Annotated in this window: 15 protein-coding genes; 8 read left to right on the top strand and 7 right to left on the bottom strand. The window is 72.1% G+C overall.

From position 1 onward, the window contains the following. Positions 1-86: 86 nt before the first annotated feature. Positions 87-704: a hypothetical protein gene (locus tag FHX68_RS08085; protein ID WP_141379916.1), complete on the top strand. Its 618-nt coding sequence runs from the start codon at positions 87-89 to the stop codon at positions 702-704. A gap of 102 nt (positions 705-806) precedes the next feature. On the opposite strand, the gene FHX68_RS08080 is transcribed toward FHX68_RS08085, so the two are convergent. Then, entirely contained in the window at positions 807-1,088 is a 282-nt protein-coding gene (locus FHX68_RS08080) for a helix-turn-helix domain-containing protein (RefSeq protein ID WP_141379917.1), read from the bottom strand. A 97-nt stretch (positions 1,089-1,185) separates the two neighbouring features. Between FHX68_RS08080 and FHX68_RS08075 the strand changes: the two genes are divergently transcribed. The 3 genes from FHX68_RS08075 to FHX68_RS08065 are packed head-to-tail and all read left to right on the top strand — an operon-like array spanning position 1,186 to position 4,687. Further along, the gene (locus tag FHX68_RS08075; RefSeq protein ID WP_141379918.1) at positions 1,186-1,815 is read left to right on the top strand and encodes an SAF domain-containing protein; all 630 of its coding nucleotides are present in this window, start codon (positions 1,186-1,188) and stop codon (positions 1,813-1,815) included. After that, positions 1,812-3,176, top strand: coding sequence for a CpaE/TadZ family protein (locus FHX68_RS08070; RefSeq protein WP_229661401.1), 1,365 nt, complete (start codon positions 1,812-1,814; stop codon positions 3,174-3,176). Before FHX68_RS08075 ends, FHX68_RS08070 begins: the two co-directional genes overlap by 4 nt. A 23-nt stretch (positions 3,177-3,199) precedes the next feature. Continuing rightward, positions 3,200-4,687, top strand: coding sequence for a sensor histidine kinase (locus FHX68_RS08065; RefSeq protein WP_141379919.1), 1,488 nt, complete (start codon positions 3,200-3,202; stop codon positions 4,685-4,687). Positions 4,688-4,735: 48 nt separating this feature from the next. Here the strand turns inward: FHX68_RS08065 and FHX68_RS08060 are convergent, their stop codons facing one another. Beyond that, the gene (locus FHX68_RS08060; protein WP_141379920.1) at positions 4,736-4,984 is read right to left on the bottom strand and encodes a WhiB family transcriptional regulator; all 249 of its coding nucleotides are present in this window, start codon (positions 4,982-4,984) and stop codon (positions 4,736-4,738) included. A gap of 252 nt (positions 4,985-5,236) precedes the next feature. Here FHX68_RS08060 and FHX68_RS08055 point away from each other — a divergent pair, with 252 nt between their 5' ends. Further along, positions 5,237-5,635, top strand: coding sequence for a histidine kinase (locus FHX68_RS08055; protein ID WP_141379921.1), 399 nt, complete (start codon positions 5,237-5,239; stop codon positions 5,633-5,635). A 47-nt stretch (positions 5,636-5,682) separates the two neighbouring features. Here FHX68_RS08055 and bcp read toward each other — a convergent pair whose 3' ends face one another. Genes bcp through aroA form a run of 3 tightly spaced genes read right to left on the bottom strand, consistent with a single transcriptional unit; the run spans position 5,683 to position 8,609 of the window. Further along, the gene (bcp, locus tag FHX68_RS08050) at positions 5,683-6,180 is read right to left on the bottom strand and encodes a thioredoxin-dependent thiol peroxidase (RefSeq protein WP_141379922.1); all 498 of its coding nucleotides are present in this window, start codon (positions 6,178-6,180) and stop codon (positions 5,683-5,685) included. A 26-nt stretch (positions 6,181-6,206) separates the two neighbouring features. After that, the gene (gene rsgA / locus FHX68_RS08045; RefSeq protein WP_141379923.1) at positions 6,207-7,247 is read right to left on the bottom strand and encodes a ribosome small subunit-dependent GTPase A; all 1,041 of its coding nucleotides are present in this window, start codon (positions 7,245-7,247) and stop codon (positions 6,207-6,209) included. Between the two features lie 12 nt (positions 7,248-7,259). After that, on the bottom strand, positions 7,260-8,609 hold the full coding sequence (gene aroA, locus FHX68_RS08040) for a 3-phosphoshikimate 1-carboxyvinyltransferase (protein WP_141379924.1): 1,350 nt from the start codon (positions 8,607-8,609) through the stop codon (positions 7,260-7,262). A 109-nt stretch (positions 8,610-8,718) separates the two neighbouring features. Between aroA and FHX68_RS08035 the strand changes: the two genes are divergently transcribed. Then, positions 8,719-9,339 (top strand): sigma-70 family RNA polymerase sigma factor, encoded by a 621-nt coding sequence (locus FHX68_RS08035; RefSeq protein ID WP_170214202.1) that lies wholly within the window; start codon positions 8,719-8,721, stop codon positions 9,337-9,339. A 13-nt stretch (positions 9,340-9,352) separates the two neighbouring features. Then, positions 9,353-9,598 (top strand): zf-HC2 domain-containing protein, encoded by a 246-nt coding sequence (locus FHX68_RS08030; RefSeq protein ID WP_141379926.1) that lies wholly within the window; start codon positions 9,353-9,355, stop codon positions 9,596-9,598. A gap of 56 nt (positions 9,599-9,654) precedes the next feature. Here FHX68_RS08030 and FHX68_RS08025 read toward each other — a convergent pair whose 3' ends face one another. Continuing rightward, positions 9,655-13,413: a multifunctional oxoglutarate decarboxylase/oxoglutarate dehydrogenase thiamine pyrophosphate-binding subunit/dihydrolipoyllysine-residue succinyltransferase subunit gene (locus tag FHX68_RS08025; RefSeq protein WP_174799094.1), complete on the bottom strand. Its 3,759-nt coding sequence runs from the start codon at positions 13,411-13,413 to the stop codon at positions 9,655-9,657. A gap of 111 nt (positions 13,414-13,524) precedes the next feature. On the opposite strand from FHX68_RS08025, the gene guaB1 reads away from it, so the two are divergent. Further along, positions 13,525-14,982 (top strand): GMP reductase, encoded by a 1,458-nt coding sequence (gene guaB1, locus FHX68_RS08020; protein ID WP_141379928.1) that lies wholly within the window; start codon positions 13,525-13,527, stop codon positions 14,980-14,982. 140 nt (positions 14,983-15,122) lie between these two features. On the opposite strand, the gene FHX68_RS15850 is transcribed toward guaB1, so the two are convergent. Beyond that, the gene (locus FHX68_RS15850; RefSeq protein WP_229661400.1) at positions 15,123-16,094 is read right to left on the bottom strand and encodes a type IV toxin-antitoxin system AbiEi family antitoxin; all 972 of its coding nucleotides are present in this window, start codon (positions 16,092-16,094) and stop codon (positions 15,123-15,125) included. Positions 16,095-16,199 lie beyond the last annotated feature (105 nt).

Here is a 16,199-nt window from a genome sequence, read left to right as displayed (position 1 = left end):
CACAGCCCGTTCACAGGGGGGATGAGAATCCCCTCACCTGTGGATAGTGGCAACGCCGCCGATCGCGGGTCGCGTACTGTCGCGACGTGCGATGGGATCGGTTCTTCGAGGACCTGGAAGATCAGCTCGACTCCGAGTGGGAGGCCGAGCGTGCGGCGCTGGACACCGAGGCCGAGCGGCTGCGGCTCTCGCGTGTCGCGCTGCGGGAACGGCTGGTCGCGCTGTGCCGCGAGCCGCGGGGCGTGGCGCTGCACCTGCAGGACGGTGGCGTGCACTCGGGGCGGCTCGCCCGGGTGGGCGCGGACTGGTGCGCGCTCGTCGGGGATGCTCCCGGCGGGGCCGGCAACGGTGCGGGCGCCGGCGCGGTCGTCGTGCCGCTCTGGGCGGTGACGGACGTTGCGGCGCCGATCGACGCGGTGCTGGCGAGCGTCCGCGACGCCGACCCGGGGCCGGCGCTCGCGCAGCGGATGGGCTTCGGCTTCGTGCTGCGCGATCTCGTGCGCCGCCGCATCCCGGTGGCGCTGCACCTCGAGGGTGGCCGCACCCTCGACGGCACGATCGACCGCGCCGGCGCCGACCACCTCGATGTCGCTCTGCACGAACCCGGAGCGCCGCGGCGGGCGGAGAACGTCACGGGGTATCGCATCGTGCCGTTCGCTGGCGTGCTCGCCGTGCGGCTCGCCTCGGCATCCGATCTCGCCTGACGCCGCTCGCGGGAGGTCGCGCTGGGACCGCCCTCGCGGTCAGTCGCGCGCACGCGAGATCGCCCTCCGCGGCAGGCTGCAACCGCCGGCAGTCGCCGCCGGTCAGTCGCCGCCGCGGGCGGGGCCGCGGCCCCACAGCTCGGGGAAGCTCGCCGCGTTCGACTCGCGCCACAGCGCCATCCGCCGCGCCTCCTCGGCCTGATCGTCGAGGTAGCCCTCGACGCTGTCGGCCTCGATGCGCCAGCGCGCGGGGGAGCCGACCTTCATGCCCCGAAGCCGCGCGTCGAGCACGAGCGCGATCACCTCGTCGACGGAGAGCTGGAGCATCTCCGCGACTTCGGCGGGCGTGAACAGTCGCGCACCGGCGTCGGGTGTGTCGGGCATGAGGCAATTATGACCGCCGTGGTCTTTGATGCGGCTGAGACGTTCCGGCTGTGGATAACCTCCGCGCCCGCCCCGCCGCGCGGTCACCATGGAACCCATGAGCGATCACACCGCTGCGCGCCCCCGGCCCCGCGCGTTCTGGGCCGACATCCGGTTTCTGCTGGGCATCGCCCTGATCATCGCGTCGGTGGCCGGCGTGTGGCTCGTCGTCTCGGCGGCGCGCCAGACCGCCCCGGTGTTCGCCGCGGCGCGCACGATCGTCGCGGGAGAGGCGGTCGGCGCCGACGATCTCACCGTCGTCGATGTGGCTCTCGGGCAGGTCGAGGGGGCCTACGCGTCGCCCGCGTCGCTCACCCCCGGTTCGGTGGCGACCCGCACGATCCCCGAGGGGCAGCTGGTGGCGAAGGATGCCATCGGTGACGCCGCGGGTCTTCGCACCACCACGGTCGTCGTGCACAGCGCGACCGAGCTGCCAGCCGCCGTCGGGCCCGGCTCGACCGTCGAGGTCTGGGCGGCGCCGCAGCTCGAACGGGGCCAGTACGACAAGCCCCGCATTCTCGTCGCCTCGGCGACGGTCGTCTCGGTGACCGCCGACGACACCATGATCGGCTCGGCGGGCTCCGCCGTCGAGCTCGTCATCGAGCGGGCCGAGGTCGCCGACACGCTCGCGGCCATCTCGGGTGGCGCGAGCCTGTCGATCGTGCCCACCTCGGCGGTGCAGCCGTGACCGGCGCGGGCGGGTCGATCGGCGCCTTCCGCCGCCGCGGTGAGGAGGAGCCGCGCGGCGGCCCCGCCGTGGTCGTCGCCGTCGCCGATGAACGTGGCGCGGAGCTCGCCGCCGATCTGCGCGACGCCGGCGCCGAGGTCCGGCTCGTCGTCGCTCCCGACGCCCCCGCCGCCGCGGCGGTCGACGCGATGAGCGGGCGGGCGGCGGCGGAGATGCTCGGCGAGCTCGCCCGCGCCGACCTGCTGGTGCTCGATGCGGACCGGCGCACCCTGACCGCCCAGCTCGTCGCGGCCTGCGATCGCTTCGGCATCCGGATCGTCGCCCTCTGCGCCGGCGCGGCCGAACGTCGGTTGGCGGGGGTGTTCGGCGTCGACGCCTGCGATGCGCAGGCGGACGCGGCCGAGGTGCTCGCGAGCGGTGCCCGCGCGCAGGATGCCGAGGCGCCCGAGCCCACGCGGGGCCGGGTGATCGCGGTGTGGGGCGCGGCGGGCGCCCCCGGGCGCACGACCACCGCGATCGAGCTGGCCTGCGAGCTCGCCCGCGACGGGCGCCGCGTCGCCCTCATCGACGCCGACGCGCACGCCCCGTCGATCGCGATGGCGACCGGCCTCGCCGACGAGGGACCGGGGTTCGCCGCGGCGTGCCGGCAGGCCGAGCGCGGCACGCTGACGGTGGCGGAGCTCGCCCGCATCGCCGCGCCGCTCGGCACCGTCGAGGTGCTCACCGGCATCAACCGTCCGGGGCGCTGGCCCGAGCTCTCCCACGACCGGGTGCAGGCGGCGCTCGAACGGTGCCGCGAGTGGGCCGACGACATCGTCGTCGACGTCGCCGCCTCACTCGAGCGCGACGAGGAGATCGTCAGCGACCTCGCCGGCCCACGGCGTAACGCCGCGACCCTCGCCGCGCTCGCCTCCGCCGACCTCATCGTCGCGGTGGTCTCGGCGGATCCGATCGGCGTCGCACGGTTCGTGCGCGCGCACGCCGACCTCCGCTCGGTCGTCGGTGCGACCCCGGTCAAGATCATGGTCAACAAGTCGCGCACCGGCCCGGTCGGCCTCGACGCGCGGGCGCAGGTGCGGCGCACCCTGGAGCGGTACACCGACGCGCGGGACGTGTGGTTCGTGCCGTGGGATCCGAAGGCGACCGACGCGGCGATGCTCGCCGCTCAGCCGGTGGCGCACGTCGCGGCCCGTTCGCCGCTCGCCGGCGCGGTGCGGCGGTTCGTCGGCGAGGCGATCGAACCCCCTGTGCCGGTGCGTCAGGCCGATCGCCGGCGCCGCGGCCGCGCTGGTCGCGGCGAGGCCACCGAGCCCCGCCGCGCCGGCACCGTGCTGTCACGGCGCCGCGCACGCACGGCATGAGCGCGGCCCAATAGGCTGGGGGCGTGTCGACGCTCAGCGATCTCGTGTACGCCCAGGGCCGCTCCACCGATGCGGACATCGAGTGGCTGCACCGCCTTGCGGGCGACGGGCAGCTGCTCGCCGATCTCGCCTTCGCCGACATCGTCATCTGGGTGCCGACTGCCGACGACTCGTTCATCGCCGTCGCGCACACCCGCCCGTCGGGGGCGGCGACGCTCTTCTACCGCGACATCGTCGGCGACCTCGTGCGCCCGCAGTGGCGCACGCAGGTGCGGGATGCCTTCACGCGCGCCACGATCGTCGATTCCGCCTCGCCCGACTGGTTCGAAGAGACGCCGACGCGCGTGCGCGCCGTCCCGATCGTGCGCGAGCGCGGCAACGCGGAGCATTCGCCGACGGTGATCGGAGTGCTCACGCGCCACACGAACCTCGGCGAGACCCGCACCCCGTCCCGGCAGCAGATCACGTTCAACGACTGCGCCGACGATCTCTTCGGCATGATCGCGTCGAGCGACTTCCCCGACCTCGCGGCGCCCACTTCGCCCCGCCGCGGCGCGCCCCGGGCATCCGACGGTCTCATCCGCCTCGACGTCGACGGGGTGACGACGTTCGCGAGCCCCAACGCGCTGTCCGCCTTCAACCGGCTCGGCTTCGACGACGAGCTCGAGGGCGAGTCGCTGCTCGAGGTGGCCACGAGCATCCTGCCCAAGGGTCGCGACTTCGACGAGTCGCTGCCGATCGTCATGGCGGGCCGGGCCCCCTGGCGGGCCGACCTGGAGGCGCGCGGGGTGACGGTGTCGCTGCGCACCATCCCGCTGAAGGACAACGGGCACCGCGTGGGCGCCGTGGTGCTCTGCCGCGACGTGACCGAGATCCGCCACCAGGAGCAGGAGCTCATCACGAAGGATGCCACGATCCGTGAGATCCACCATCGCGTGAAGAACAACCTGCAGACCGTCGCGTCGCTGCTACGCATCCAGTCGCGCCGCACGCACTCCGACGAGGCGCGCGACGCGCTCACCCACGCCATGCGGCGGGTGTCGGCGATCGCGGTGGTGCACGACACGCTGTCGGAGGGGCTCGCGCAGAACGTCGACTTCGACGACGTGTTCGACAGGGTGCTCAAGCTCGTCGCCGAGGTCGCCGCCTCACCGAACACGCGGGCGCGCACGATCAAGACGGGCACGTTCGGTACGCTGCCGAGCGAGTACGCGACCCCGCTCGCGCTGGCCCTCACCGAGCTCGTCACCAATGCGGTGGAGCACGGACTCGCCGATCAGGAGGGCGAGGTCGAGATCATCGCCGAGCGCACCGACGACCGACTGGACGTCAAGGTGCGCGACACGGGTGTTGGCCTGCCCGAGGGGCAGGTGGGCCGCGGGCTCGGCACCCAGATCGTGCGGACGCTCATCCAGGGAGAGCTGAGCGGCTCGATCGACTGGCACACGATCGTCGGATCGGGCACCGAGGTGACCATCGACATTCCGATGCGCTACCTCGACCGGGGCTGACGCCCGGCGCGGGTCGGTTCACCGGCGCGGGTCGGCGGAGGCGGCGGGTCAGCTGGCGCGGCGGGCGCGGGCGGCGCGACGCTTGAGGGCGCGACGCTCGTCTTCGGAGAGGCCGCCCCAGACGCCGGAGTCCTGACCGGTCTCGAGCGCGTACTGCAGGCACACCTCGGTGACGGTGCAGCGGGCGCACACGGCCTTGGCCATCTCGATCTGCTCGACCGCGGGCCCGGTGTTGCCGACCGGGAAGAACAGCTCGGGGTCGACCGTGAGGCAGGCAGACTTGTCGCGCCAGTCCATAGTGAATTGCTCCTTGAGTGGGGAAGTGACCGATGTCAGGGAGGGACTCGGGTGTCCGTTACCCTGGTGGGTGTGCGAGCTCGAGGGCTCGCCCCACTTCGCTGTGGGAGCACACTGGTTCTTCAATGGTCCCACGCACATTCGGATGAATCAAGAGTGAACGGCGCATTTCCCGGCGGGGATAGCTGTGCATTGGCTCCACGCGCACCCGCCGCACGTTGATCCCGCCCCGGCAGACGAGGAGCCGCCCGCATGCCGATCACCCCCGTCGAACGGGTCGCCGCGGCCCTGCTGGCCCTCGAGGGACTCGCCCTGCTGATGGTCGCGGGGTGGGAGGTCGTCGCCCTCGTCGGCGGCGACACCGACGACGTCGGCAGCTCGATCGCGCTGATCGTGCTGACCGTCGTGGGCGCCGCCGCGGTGGTGGCCTTCGCTGTCGGGGTCGCGCGCGGTCAGTCGTGGGGGCGCTCCGGCGGCATCGTCACGCAGCTTCTCGTGCTCGCGGTCGCCCTCGGCGCGCTCACCGGACCGGCTCCCTCGGCCGGGTTCGCGACGGTGCTCGCCGTGCCCGCGATCGTCGGGCTGATCGTGCTGTTCGCCGCCGCGCGTCGTGCGGGGGCGCGACGACGGACGGATGCCCCGGACCGGTAACGGCCTCGGCGGCGTCGGCACGCAGGCTTCGGCCTGGCGCGCTCGGCTCAGCCGACCTCGAGCAGCGCGCGCAGGCGCGCGACGTGGCCGGTGGCCTTGACGTTGTACAGCGCGTGCGTGACGGTGCCGCTCGGGTCGACGACGATGGTGGAGCGGATGACGCCGACCACGGTCTTGCCGTAGTTCGACTTCTCGCCCCACGCGCCGTACGCCTCGTGCACGGCGTGGTCGGGGTCGCTCAGCAGGTCGTAGGTGAGGCCGTCGCGCTCGCGGAAGGCGCGGAGCTTGGCCGGGGCGTCGCGCGAGATGCCGACGACCGCGTAGCCGGCCTCCTGCAGTGGGGCGAGGCTGTCGCGGAAGTCGCACGCCTCCTTCGTGCAGCCCGGCGTCATCGCCGCGGGGTAGAAGAACAGGATGACGCTCCGCCCGCCACCGGACTCGCCCGCCGCGTCGACGCCGCGGAGCTCCCGCAGCGACACGGGGCGCTCGTCCTGGTCGACGAGGGTGAAATCGGGGGCGGCGGCGCCGGGGGAGAGCTTCGTCATGGCATCCAGCCTAGGCGCGGCCCTGTTCAGTGCGCGAAGGTCGCGAGCAGGCGCTGCAGCGAGTCGAGTCGCGCCGCGCCGCGCTCGCCGAGCCGGCCCTCCTCGACCGCCTCGATGATCGCGCAGTCGGGTGCGTCGGGCAGATGCGTGCAGCCGCGCGGGCAGTCCTCGGCGACGACGGCGAGGTCGCTGAACGCTTTCAGGATGTTCGCGGGGTCGACGTGGCCCAGCCCGAACGAGCGGACGCCGGGCGTGTCGATGACCCAGCCGCGTCCGTCCTCGCCGACGTAGCGCAGCGACACCGTCGAGCTCGACGTGTGCCGCCCGCGCCCGGTGACCTCGTTGACGTGGCCCGTCGCGCGCTCCGCGGTGGGCACGAGCGCGTTGACGAGCGTCGACTTGCCGACGCCCGAGTGCCCGACGAACACCGTCGAGTGTCCGACGAGGTGCCGGCCGATCTCATCGACGGGCATGTCGCCCGTACCGCTCGTGAACACCGTCAGGTCGTCGACGCCCTCGAAGTGCGAGAGGAAGTCGGTCGGGTCGGCGAGGTCGGTCTTCGTCACGACGAGGAGGGGGTGGATGCCGGCATCGAGCGCCGCGATCAGGTAGCGGTCGACCAGGCGAGGCCGCGGCTCGGGGTCGGCCGCGGCGACGACGATGAGCATCTGGTCGGCGTTCGCCACGACGACCCGCTCGACCTGGTCGGTGTCGTCGGCGCTCCGGCGGAGGAGCGACGTGCGCTCCTCGATGCCGACGATGCGCGCGAGCGTGCCCTCGTCGCCGCTCGAGTCGCCGACCACCCGCGCGCGGTCGCCCGTGACGATGGGCTGCTTGCGCAGTTCGCGGGCGCGCGAGGCGAGCGCGACGTGCTCGTCGGGGCCGTCCTCGTCGGTCAGCACGGTGTAGCGGCCCCGGTCGACGCCGAGCACCCGCGTGATGCGGGCGTCGGCGTGGGCGGGGCGCCGCTTCGTGCGGGGACGATTCGCCTTGGGGTTCGGGCGCACCCGCACATCGGCTTCGTCGAACTCGGGTTCGTCGTCGTCGGCGTCGTCGAGCCAGCTCATCTCATGCCTGCTTCACGCGGCGTCGGAGTCGCCGTCGTCGGTCGCCAGCAGCTGTTCCCAGAGATGGGGGAACTGCGGCATCGTCTTGGCGGTGGTCGAGATGTCGTCGACCTCGACGCCGGGCACGCGCAGGCCGATCAGGGCACCCGCGGTCGCGATCCGGTGGTCGTGGTGTGCGTGCCACAGACCGCCGTGCAGCGGGCGCGGCGTGATCCGGATGCCGTCGGGCAGTTCCTCGGCCTCGCCGCCGAGGGCGCGGAGGTTGCCGATGAGGGCGTCGATGCGGTTCGTCTCGTGCCCGCGGATGTGTCCGATGCCGTGCAGCGTCGTCGGGGCGTCGGCGAACGCCGCGAGGGCGAACAGCGTCGGGGTGAGCTCGCTCGCCGCCGACAGGTCGAGGTCGACGCCGGCGAGCGGGCGCGCGGCGGTGACGGTGAGGGCCCCGCCGCGGCGGCCGGTGCGGGCGCCGAGGAGCGAGAGGATCTCGGGCAGGAGCGCGCCGGGCTGGGTCGAGGTGGGCGGCCAGCCCGGGATCGTGACCGAACCGCCGGTGAGGAGGGCCGCGGCGAGGAACGGCGCCGCGTTGGAGAGATCGGGCTCGATGACCGCGTCGCGCGCGCGCGGCACCCCGGCGGGCACGACCCATTCGTTGGCGTTCGGGCGCTCGACCTGGATGCCGCGCCGCGCGAGGGTCTCGACGGTCATGTCGATGTGCGGCATCGACGGCAGCCGCTCGCCGGAGTGGATGAGGTGCAGTCCCACGGCGAAGCGGGGAGCTGCCAGGAGGAGACCCGAGACGAACTGGCTCGACGCGCTCGCGTCGATCGTCACCTCACCGCCGCGGATGTGGCCGCGGCCGCGCACCGTGAACGGCAGCGCCCAGTGGCCGCCGTCGTCGATGTCGGCGCCGATCTCGCGCAGCGCCTTGATCGTCTCGCCCATCGGGCGGTGCAGGGCGCTCGCGTGCGCGGTGATCGTGACGTCGCCGGTCGCGAGTCCCGCGAGCGGCGCGATGAAGCGCATGACGGTGCCGGCCTGTCCGCAGTCGATCGTCACGTCGCCGCGCAGCGCGGCGGGCGGGGCCACGTACAGGTCGGGACCGAACGGTCCCTCGCCGGGCACCTCCTCGATGCCGACGCCGAGTGTGCGCAGCGCCTCGACCATGCGCGCCGAGTCGTCGGAGTGCAGCGGCGAGTTCAGCGTGCTGGGGGCGTCGGCGAGGGCAGCGAGCACCAGCTCGCGGTTGGTGAGCGACTTCGAGGAAGGCACCGCGATGGTCGCCTGCACGGGTTCGTCGGCGAGGGGCGCGGCCCACGGCGACGACGAAGCGGGCTGAGTGAGGGAATACCCGGTCTTGGTCATCGGGTTCTACCCTAACGAACCCGCCCGGAACCGGAGAAAGAAGAGGTCACAGTTGACAGCGACCCTCGCACCCGTTATCGCGGACCTGTCAGACGTAGACTGGGCCGCGATGGAAGAGCAGGCGGCCACAGACGCGCAGACGGCCCAGGACCCGCGCACCCAGTTCGAAGACCAGGCGCTGCCGTTCATGGACCAGCTCTACGCGGCCGCGATGCGGATGACGCGGAACCCCGCCGACGCGGCCGACCTCGTGCAGGAGACCTTCGTCAAGGCGTTCGCGTCGTGGGCCTCGTTCACGCAGGGCACGAACCTCAAGGCGTGGCTGTACCGCATCCTCACGAACACCTACATCAACACGTATCGCAAGAAGCAGCGTGAGCCCTACCAGGGCACGATCGACGAGCTCGAGGACTGGCAGCTCGGCGGCGCCGAGTCGACGACGGCGACCAGCTCGCGCTCGGCCGAGGCCGAGGCGATCGACCACATGCCGGCCTCCGTCGTCAAGGATGCGCTGCAGTCGATCCCCGAGGACTTCCGCCTGGCCGTCTACCTCGCCGACGTCGAGGGATTCGCGTACCAGGAGATCGCCGACATCATGAAGACCCCGATCGGCACGGTCATGAGCCGTCTGCACCGTGGCAGACGCATGCTGCGTGACCTGTTGGCCGATTATGCGCGGGAGCGCGGCGTCGACGTGCCCGTCCCCGCGACCTCGAAGAGCAAGAAATGACCGGGAGCGAGAAATGAGCGACTGCGGCTGCTCCAAGGCGCGCAAAGACCTGGAGGAGTACCTCCGCCACGAAGTCTGCAAGACGCAGCACTCCGACATCACCGAGCACCTCGAGAACTGCCCCGCGTGCCGTGACGAGGCGCTCGTGGCGACGACGCTCACCGCGGTGATCGCGCGGGCATGCAAGGAGACGGCCCCTGACCAGCTGCGCGACCAGGTGCTCGCGCGCCTGCGCGCCGAGCAGTCCACCCACCACTGACACGGAGCGGGGCATCCACGGATGGATGCCCCGCTCACCTCGTCAGAGGGTCGTGCTCAGACCGTGAGGGCCTGCTCGATGATCGCGGCCTGCTCGCGGGCGTGCACCTTGGGCGACCCGGTGGCCGTCGAGGCCGCCGCTGCGCGCGAGATGCGACGGATCGTCCGCCCGTGCAGGTGCTTGACCACCTCGAGGGCGATGAACGGCCACGCGCCCTGGTTCTCGGGCTCGTCCTGCACCCACACGAGCTCCGCGTTCGGGTAGCTGTCGATGACGGCGTTGAGCTCGTCGATCGGCGCCGGGTAGAGCTGCTCGAGGCGCACGAGCGCGATCTTCGGGTTCGGCTTCTTGTCGAGCTCGGCGACGAGGTCCCAGTGGATCTTGCCCGAGTGCAGCAGCACACGGGTCACGGATGCCTTGTCGACGCCGCGATCGTCGTCGAGCACGGGCTCGAAGCGGCCCGTGGTGAACGCCTCGACCGGGCTCGTCGCGCCGCGCAGGCGCAGCATCGCCTTCGGGGTGAAGACGATCAGCGGCCGGCGGGGGCGCGAGTAGGCCTGACGGCGGAGCAGGTGGAAGTGCGAGGCCGGGGTCGACGGGCGCGCGACGATCATGTTGTCCTGCGCGCACATCTGCAGGTAGCGCTCGATGCGCGCCGACGAGTGGTCGGGCCCCTGGCCCTCGTAGCCGTGCGGCAGTAGCAGCACGACGGACGACTGCTGGCCCCACTTCTGGTCGGCGGCGGAGATGTACTCGTCGACGACCGACTGCGCGCCGTTGGCGAAGTCGCCGAACTGCGCCTCCCACAGGGTCAGCGTGTCGGGGCGCTCGACCGAGTAGCCGTACTCGAACGCCATCGCGGCGTACTCGCTCAGCAGCGAGTCGTACACGTAGAAGCGGCCCTGGTTCTCGCCGAGGTTCGCCAGCGGCAGCCACTCCTGGCCGTTCGCGCGGTCGTGGATGACCGAGTGACGCTGCACGAAGGTTCCGCGGCGCGCGTCCTGCCCGGCGAGGCGCACGTTCGTGCCCTCCATGAGGAGCGAGCCGAAGGCGAGGAGCTCGCCGAAGCCCCAGTCGATCGAGCCGTTGCGGCTCATGTCGAGGCGCTTGTCCAGCAGCTGCTGGATCTTCGGGTGCACCGTGAAGCCGTCGGGCTTGTTGACGAACGCGTCGCCGACCTGCCGCACGACCTCGACGCCGACGCCGGTGGTCTCGGGCTGACCGACGGCCTGCTCGATCGCGCCCGTGCTCGGTGAGACGATGCCGGTGGCCCCGGTCTCGGCGGCGTGGGTCTCGGCGAACGCGATCTCCAGGCGGTTCTGGAAGTCGGCCTTCGCCTTGTCGTATTCCTCTTCGGTGATGTCACCGCGACCGACGAGCGACTCGGTGTACAGGCGGCGCACCGAGCGCTTCGCCTCGATGAGGTTCGTCATGTGCGGCTGCGTCATCGACGGGTCGTCGCCCTCGTTGTGACCGCGGCGGCGGTAGCAGACGAGGTCGATCACGACGTCGCGGGCGAACTCCTGGCGGTAGGCCACCGCGAGATCGGCGACCCGGACGACGGCCTCGGGGTCGTCGCCGTTGACGTGGAAGATCGGCGCCTGGATCGTCTTGGCGACGTCGGTGGCGTACACCGAGCTGCGGCCGTCCTGGGGGAGGGTGGTGAAGCCCACCTGGTTGTTGACGACGACGTGCACCGTGCCGCCCGTGCGGTAGCCGCGCAGCTGCGACATCTGCAGCGTCTCGACGACGACGCCCTGGCCGGCGAAGGCCGCGTCGCCGTGCACGAGGATCGGCAGCCACGGGAAGGTGCCGATCGGGGAGCGGTCCTGCTTGGCGCGGACGATGCCCTCGAGCACCCCGTCGACCGTCTCGAGGTGCGACGGGTTGGCGGCGAGGTAGACGGGCAGCTCCTCCCCGGCATCCGAGACGAACGTCCCCTCGGTGCCGAGGTGGTACTTCACGTCGCCCGAGCCCGACTTCGAGCCGATCGCGACCGATCCCTCGAACTCGCGGAAGATCTGGCTGTAGGTCTTGCCGGCGATGTTGGTGAGCACGTTCAGGCGCCCGCGGTGGGCCATGCCGATCGCGGCCCCGTCGAGGCCCGCGCCCGCCGCGCCCTGCAGGATCTCGTCGAGGAGCGGGATGAGCGACTCGCCGCCTTCGAGCGAGAACCGCTTCTGCCCGACGTACTTGGTCTGCAGGAAGGTCTCGAACGCCTCGGCCTGGTTGAGCTTGTCGAGGATGCGCAGCTGCTCGTCGTGGCTCGGCTTCTGGTACTTGACCTCGACCTTGTCCTGGAACCACTTGCGCTGGGCCGGGTCCTGGATGTGCATGTACTCGACGCCGATCGTGCGGCAGTACGAGTCGCGGAGGACACCGAGGATGTCGCGGAGCTTCATCGTGCGCTTGCCGCCGAACCCGCCGGTGACGAACTCGCGGTCGAGGTCCCAGAAGGTGAGGTCGTGGTTCTCGATCTCGAGGTCGGGGTGGGTGCGCTGCACGTACTCGAGCGGGTCGATGTCGGCCATCAGGTGACCGCGCACGCGGAACGAGTTGATGAGCTCGACGACGCGGGACTGCTTGTCGACGCGCTCGGCGAGGTCGACGTTGATGTCGCGCGACCAGTGGATCGGCGCGTACGGAATGCGCAGCGCCGCGAAGATGCCCTCGTAGAAGCCGCGCTGGCCGATGAGCAGCTCGTGCACGATCTTCAGGAACTCGCCCGAGCCGGCACCCTGGATGACCCGGTGGTCGTAGGTGCTCGTGAGGGTGATCGTCTTGCCGATGCCGAGCTCGACGAGGGTCTTCTCGCTGGAGCCCTGGAACTCGGCGGGGTACTCGAGGGCGCCGGCGCCGACGATGCAGCCCTGGCCCTTCATGAGGCGCGGCACCGAGTGCACCGTGCCGATGCCGCCCGGGTTGGTCAGCGTCACCGTCGTGCCCTGGAAGTCGGCGGCGGTGAGCTTGTTGGCGCGGGCGCGCTTGACGAGGTCCTCGTACGAGGCGAGGTATTCGTTGAACGTCAGCGACTCGGCCTGCTTGATGCTCGGCACCATGAGCGCGCGGGTGCCGTCGGGCTTGGGCAGGTCGATCGCGATGCCGAGGTTGACGTGCGCCGGCGCGACCACCGAGGGCTTGCCGTCGATCTCGGCGTACGACACGTTCTGGCTCGGGAAGGCCTTGAGGGCCTGGATCAGCGCCCAGCCGATCAGGTGCGTGAAGCTCACCTTGCCGCCGCGGGTGCGCGACATGTGGTTGTTGATCACGATGCGGTTGTCGATCATGAGCTTGGCCGGCACGGTGCGCACGCTCGTCGCGGTCGGCACGGTCAGCGACTCGTCCATGTTCGCCGCGAGGGTCTTGGGCAGGCCGCGCAGCGGCGTGACGACGTCTTCGCGGGCCTCCGCGGTCGTGCCCGGCTCCGCCTTCGGCGCCTGCGCCGGAACGGGCTGGGGCGCCGCGGGGCGGGTCGTCGTCTTCGCGACCGGCTGCGCGCCGACGACGGGGATGGGCGCGGTCAGCGGACGCGCGTCGGCGGTGGGGGTGGATGCCGCGGGCTTCGCCTGCGACGGCTCGGCGGGCTTCGCCGGCGCGGCGGTCGCCGTGTTCGCCTGCGCGGGCTTCGCCTCTGCCGGGGCGGCGGCCGAGGCATCCTGCTGCGTCTTCTCGTACGCTTCGAGCACCGGCCACCACGACCGGTCGACCGAGTCACGGTCCTTCGCGAACTGGTCGTACATCTCGGCGACGAGCCACTCGTTGGCTCCGAAGTCGCCGTCTGTCGAAGTACCCACGCCGGTCGCCTGACTGGACACGGTTTGCGCCTGCTTTCGTCGATGAAGTTCGTACGGTGCCGGGCCCGGACGGGCGCTCACGCACACATCCATCAAGGGTATCCCAGGTTTGTCGGCGGGTACCGTGGGTACATGCACTTGTCCGGCTCCCAACCGACCGTCGACCTGACCTACTCCGACGTCTTCCTCGTGCCGCGGCGCTCGGGCGTCACGAGCCGGCTCGACGTCGACCTGTCGCCGGGCGACGGCACGAGCGCCACGATCCCGCTCGTCGCCTCGAACATGAACTCCGTCACCGGGCCGCGCCTGGCGGCCGCCCTCGCCCGTCGCGGCGGCCTCGGCGTTCTGCCGCAGGACATGCCGCTGCAGGACATCGACGCGGCCATCCGCTGGGTGAAGGACCAGCCCGTGCGGTGGGACAGCCCCGTCGTGCTGCCCGCGTCGGCGACGGTCGCGGAGGCGGCGGCGCTCCTTCCCGCCACCGCGGGGCACGGCATCGTCGTGGTGAACGAGCCCGTCGAGCGCGTGCACGTCGACGACATCATCGGCGTCGTCGCGGCGACGCGGCTCGGCACGGCGCTCCCCGACGCGCGGCTCGGCGACCTCGCCCGCGGGCGCACCCCTTCGATCGACGCCGACGACGTGACCGACGCCCGGCACGCGTTCGACCTCATCGTCGCCGCCGAGGCCGAGACCGTCTGCGTGCTCCACCACGGCTACCTCGTCGGCACGCTCTCGCAGCGGACGGCGCTCCGCTCGACGCTCTACCGGCCCGCCGTCGACGGCGACGGGCGGCTCATCGTCGCCGCGGCCGTCGGCATCAACGGCGACGTCGCCGCGAAGGCGAAGTCCCTCGCCGCCGCCGGTGTCGACGTGCTCGTCGTCGACACCGCGCACGGTCACCAGGAGGGGATGCTGCGGGCGCTCGAGACCGTGTCGGGCCTCGGGCTCGGCATCCCGATCGCGGCGGGCAACATCGTCACCGCCGAGGGCGCGCACGACCTCGTGAACGCGGGGGCGTCGATCCTCAAGGTCGGGGTCGGCCCGGGCGCGATGTGCACGACCCGCATGATGACGGCCGTCGGCCGCCCCCAGTTCTCCGCGGTGCTCGAGACCGCGCAGGCGGCGACCGAGCTCGGCGCGCACGTCTGGGCCGACGGGGGAGTGCGCTACCCGCGCGACGTGGCGCTCGCGCTCGCCGCCGGCGCCGCCTCGGTGATGATCGGCTCGTGGTTCGCGGGCACGATCGAGGCGCCCGGGCAGCTGCAGGTGGACGAGGCGGGCCGCGTCTACAAGGAGTCGTGGGGCATGGCATCCACGAAGGCCGTGCAGGGACGCTTCGGCCGGCTGGACGCCTACGACCGCGCCCGCAAGGAGCTGTTCGCCGAGGGCATCTCGTCGTCGAAGATCTACCTCGACCCGCTTCGACCCTCGGTCGAGGACCTCATCGACATGATCACGTCGGGGGTTCGCTCCTCGTTCACGTACGCCGGGGCATCCACCGTGCCCGAGTTCCACGATCGCGCGACGGTGGGGCTGCAGTCCGCCGCGGGCTACGAGGAGGGCAAGGCGCTGCCCGTCAGCTGGTGACGCGGGGCGGGGCCTGGCCGCCGCGCGGGCTTCGGCATTCGCGGCCGGGCTTCCGCTACAGAAATCGGCATCCGCGCCAGGAGAATCCTGTGGCGCCTGCGGGTTGCTGTCGCGCCGGCGGCGCCGCGCGGGGGTGTGGGTCACGGTCGGGGCAGGATGCTGCGCAGGCCGTCGCCGGTGAGGATGTCGTAGACCCGTCGTGGATGCTCGGCATCCAGCGCGTCGAGGCGTGAGAACCCCCGCACGATCCGTCGGATCTCGTTCTCCCGGGCCTTCTCGTCGAGCACGATCTGGGCGGCGTCGCGGCCGCCGGTGTACTCGGGGCTGAGGTACTTGCCCCGGCCGTCGATCTCGACCCAGTGATCCGCGTCGGGAAAGTACAGGTCGCCGAAGGCGACGCGGCCGCTCCGCAGCACGCGCCGCTCCTGCACCGTCGGCAGGCCGAATCCGAGCTCCACGACGAGCACGCGCATCTGCGACTCGCGCACGTTCGCCGCGCCCGTCGAGGCGAAGGCGAGAACCCGGGATGCCCGTGCGTCGCCGCGCGGGGAAGGCTGCGCGGCGCGGAGATGCTCGATCTCGGCGAGATCCGTGAGCGCGCCGCCGGGCCGCTCGGTCCAGATCGCCTGATCGAGGGCCGCGACGCCGCGCACGAACGGCAGCGCGCGGGCGAGGTCGAGGGCGGTCTGCGCGGGAGTCGTCACCCGGTGTCGGCCGAACGGGGCCGTCGCGACGTCGTCCACGCCGAGCGGGTAGCGGCGGATCCGCCCGGTCGAGCGTCCGCCGCTCGCGCGCGGCACCCGGACATCCACCCGTTCCGGCCACCTCCCGAGCGTGTCGATGCCCCACGCCGCAGCCGCGGCATGGTGCGAGACGAGCGCGGGAGTCTCGAGGCGATGCGTCACCTCGAGGACACGGACGCGATGCTGCTCATGCGGACGCAGCGCGCGCCACGCCTCGGCGCGCGCGTAGACACCGGGAATGATCCGCACCCACGCGCCCGCCGCGACGGCCGCGCGCACCCGTCGGTCATCGATCGGGTCGAACCGGCCGCGGCGGCGGAACACCTCGATCGGACTGGAGGTCAGGGGTTCGTGCGTCAGGGTGTCCACGCCGCCAGCATGGCGCCCACGCCGCCCCGGCGGCCGCCGCGGGCAGCGATCTGTGGGATCTCGGCGAGAATCCGTCGCTGGGGAGGAGGCGGCGCGGAGCGGCGG

Origin of the sequence: Microbacterium lacticum, from assembly GCF_006716815.1 — a bacterium.
Lineage (GTDB): Bacteria > Actinomycetota > Actinomycetes > Actinomycetales > Microbacteriaceae > Microbacterium > Microbacterium lacticum.
Note: the sequence above shows the minus strand (reverse complement) of the source record. Positions and strands in the feature narration are given on the sequence as shown.

Bases quoted from the DNA above. Each gene is read 5' to 3' on its own strand.
- FHX68_RS08080 (WP_141379917.1), bottom strand. From the start codon at position 1,088: ATGCCCGACACACCCGACGCCGGTGCGCGACTGTTCACGCCCGCCGAA.
- FHX68_RS08075 (WP_141379918.1), top strand. From the start codon at position 1,186: ATGAGCGATCACACCGCTGCGCGCCCCCGGCCCCGCGCGTTCTGGGCC.
- FHX68_RS08060 (WP_141379920.1), bottom strand. From the start codon at position 4,984: ATGGACTGGCGCGACAAGTCTGCCTGCCTCACGGTCGACCCCGAGCTG.
- FHX68_RS08055 (WP_141379921.1), top strand. From the start codon at position 5,237: ATGCCGATCACCCCCGTCGAACGGGTCGCCGCGGCCCTGCTGGCCCTC.
- bcp (WP_141379922.1), bottom strand. From the start codon at position 6,180: ATGACGAAGCTCTCCCCCGGCGCCGCCGCCCCCGATTTCACCCTCGTC.
- rsgA (WP_141379923.1), bottom strand. From the start codon at position 7,247: ATGAGCTGGCTCGACGACGCCGACGACGACGAACCCGAGTTCGACGAA.
- aroA (WP_141379924.1), bottom strand. From the start codon at position 8,609: ATGACCAAGACCGGGTATTCCCTCACTCAGCCCGCTTCGTCGTCGCCG.
- FHX68_RS08035 (WP_170214202.1), top strand. From the start codon at position 8,719: ATGGAAGAGCAGGCGGCCACAGACGCGCAGACGGCCCAGGACCCGCGC.
- FHX68_RS08030 (WP_141379926.1), top strand. From the start codon at position 9,353: ATGAGCGACTGCGGCTGCTCCAAGGCGCGCAAAGACCTGGAGGAGTAC.
- guaB1 (WP_141379928.1), top strand. From the start codon at position 13,525: ATGCACTTGTCCGGCTCCCAACCGACCGTCGACCTGACCTACTCCGAC.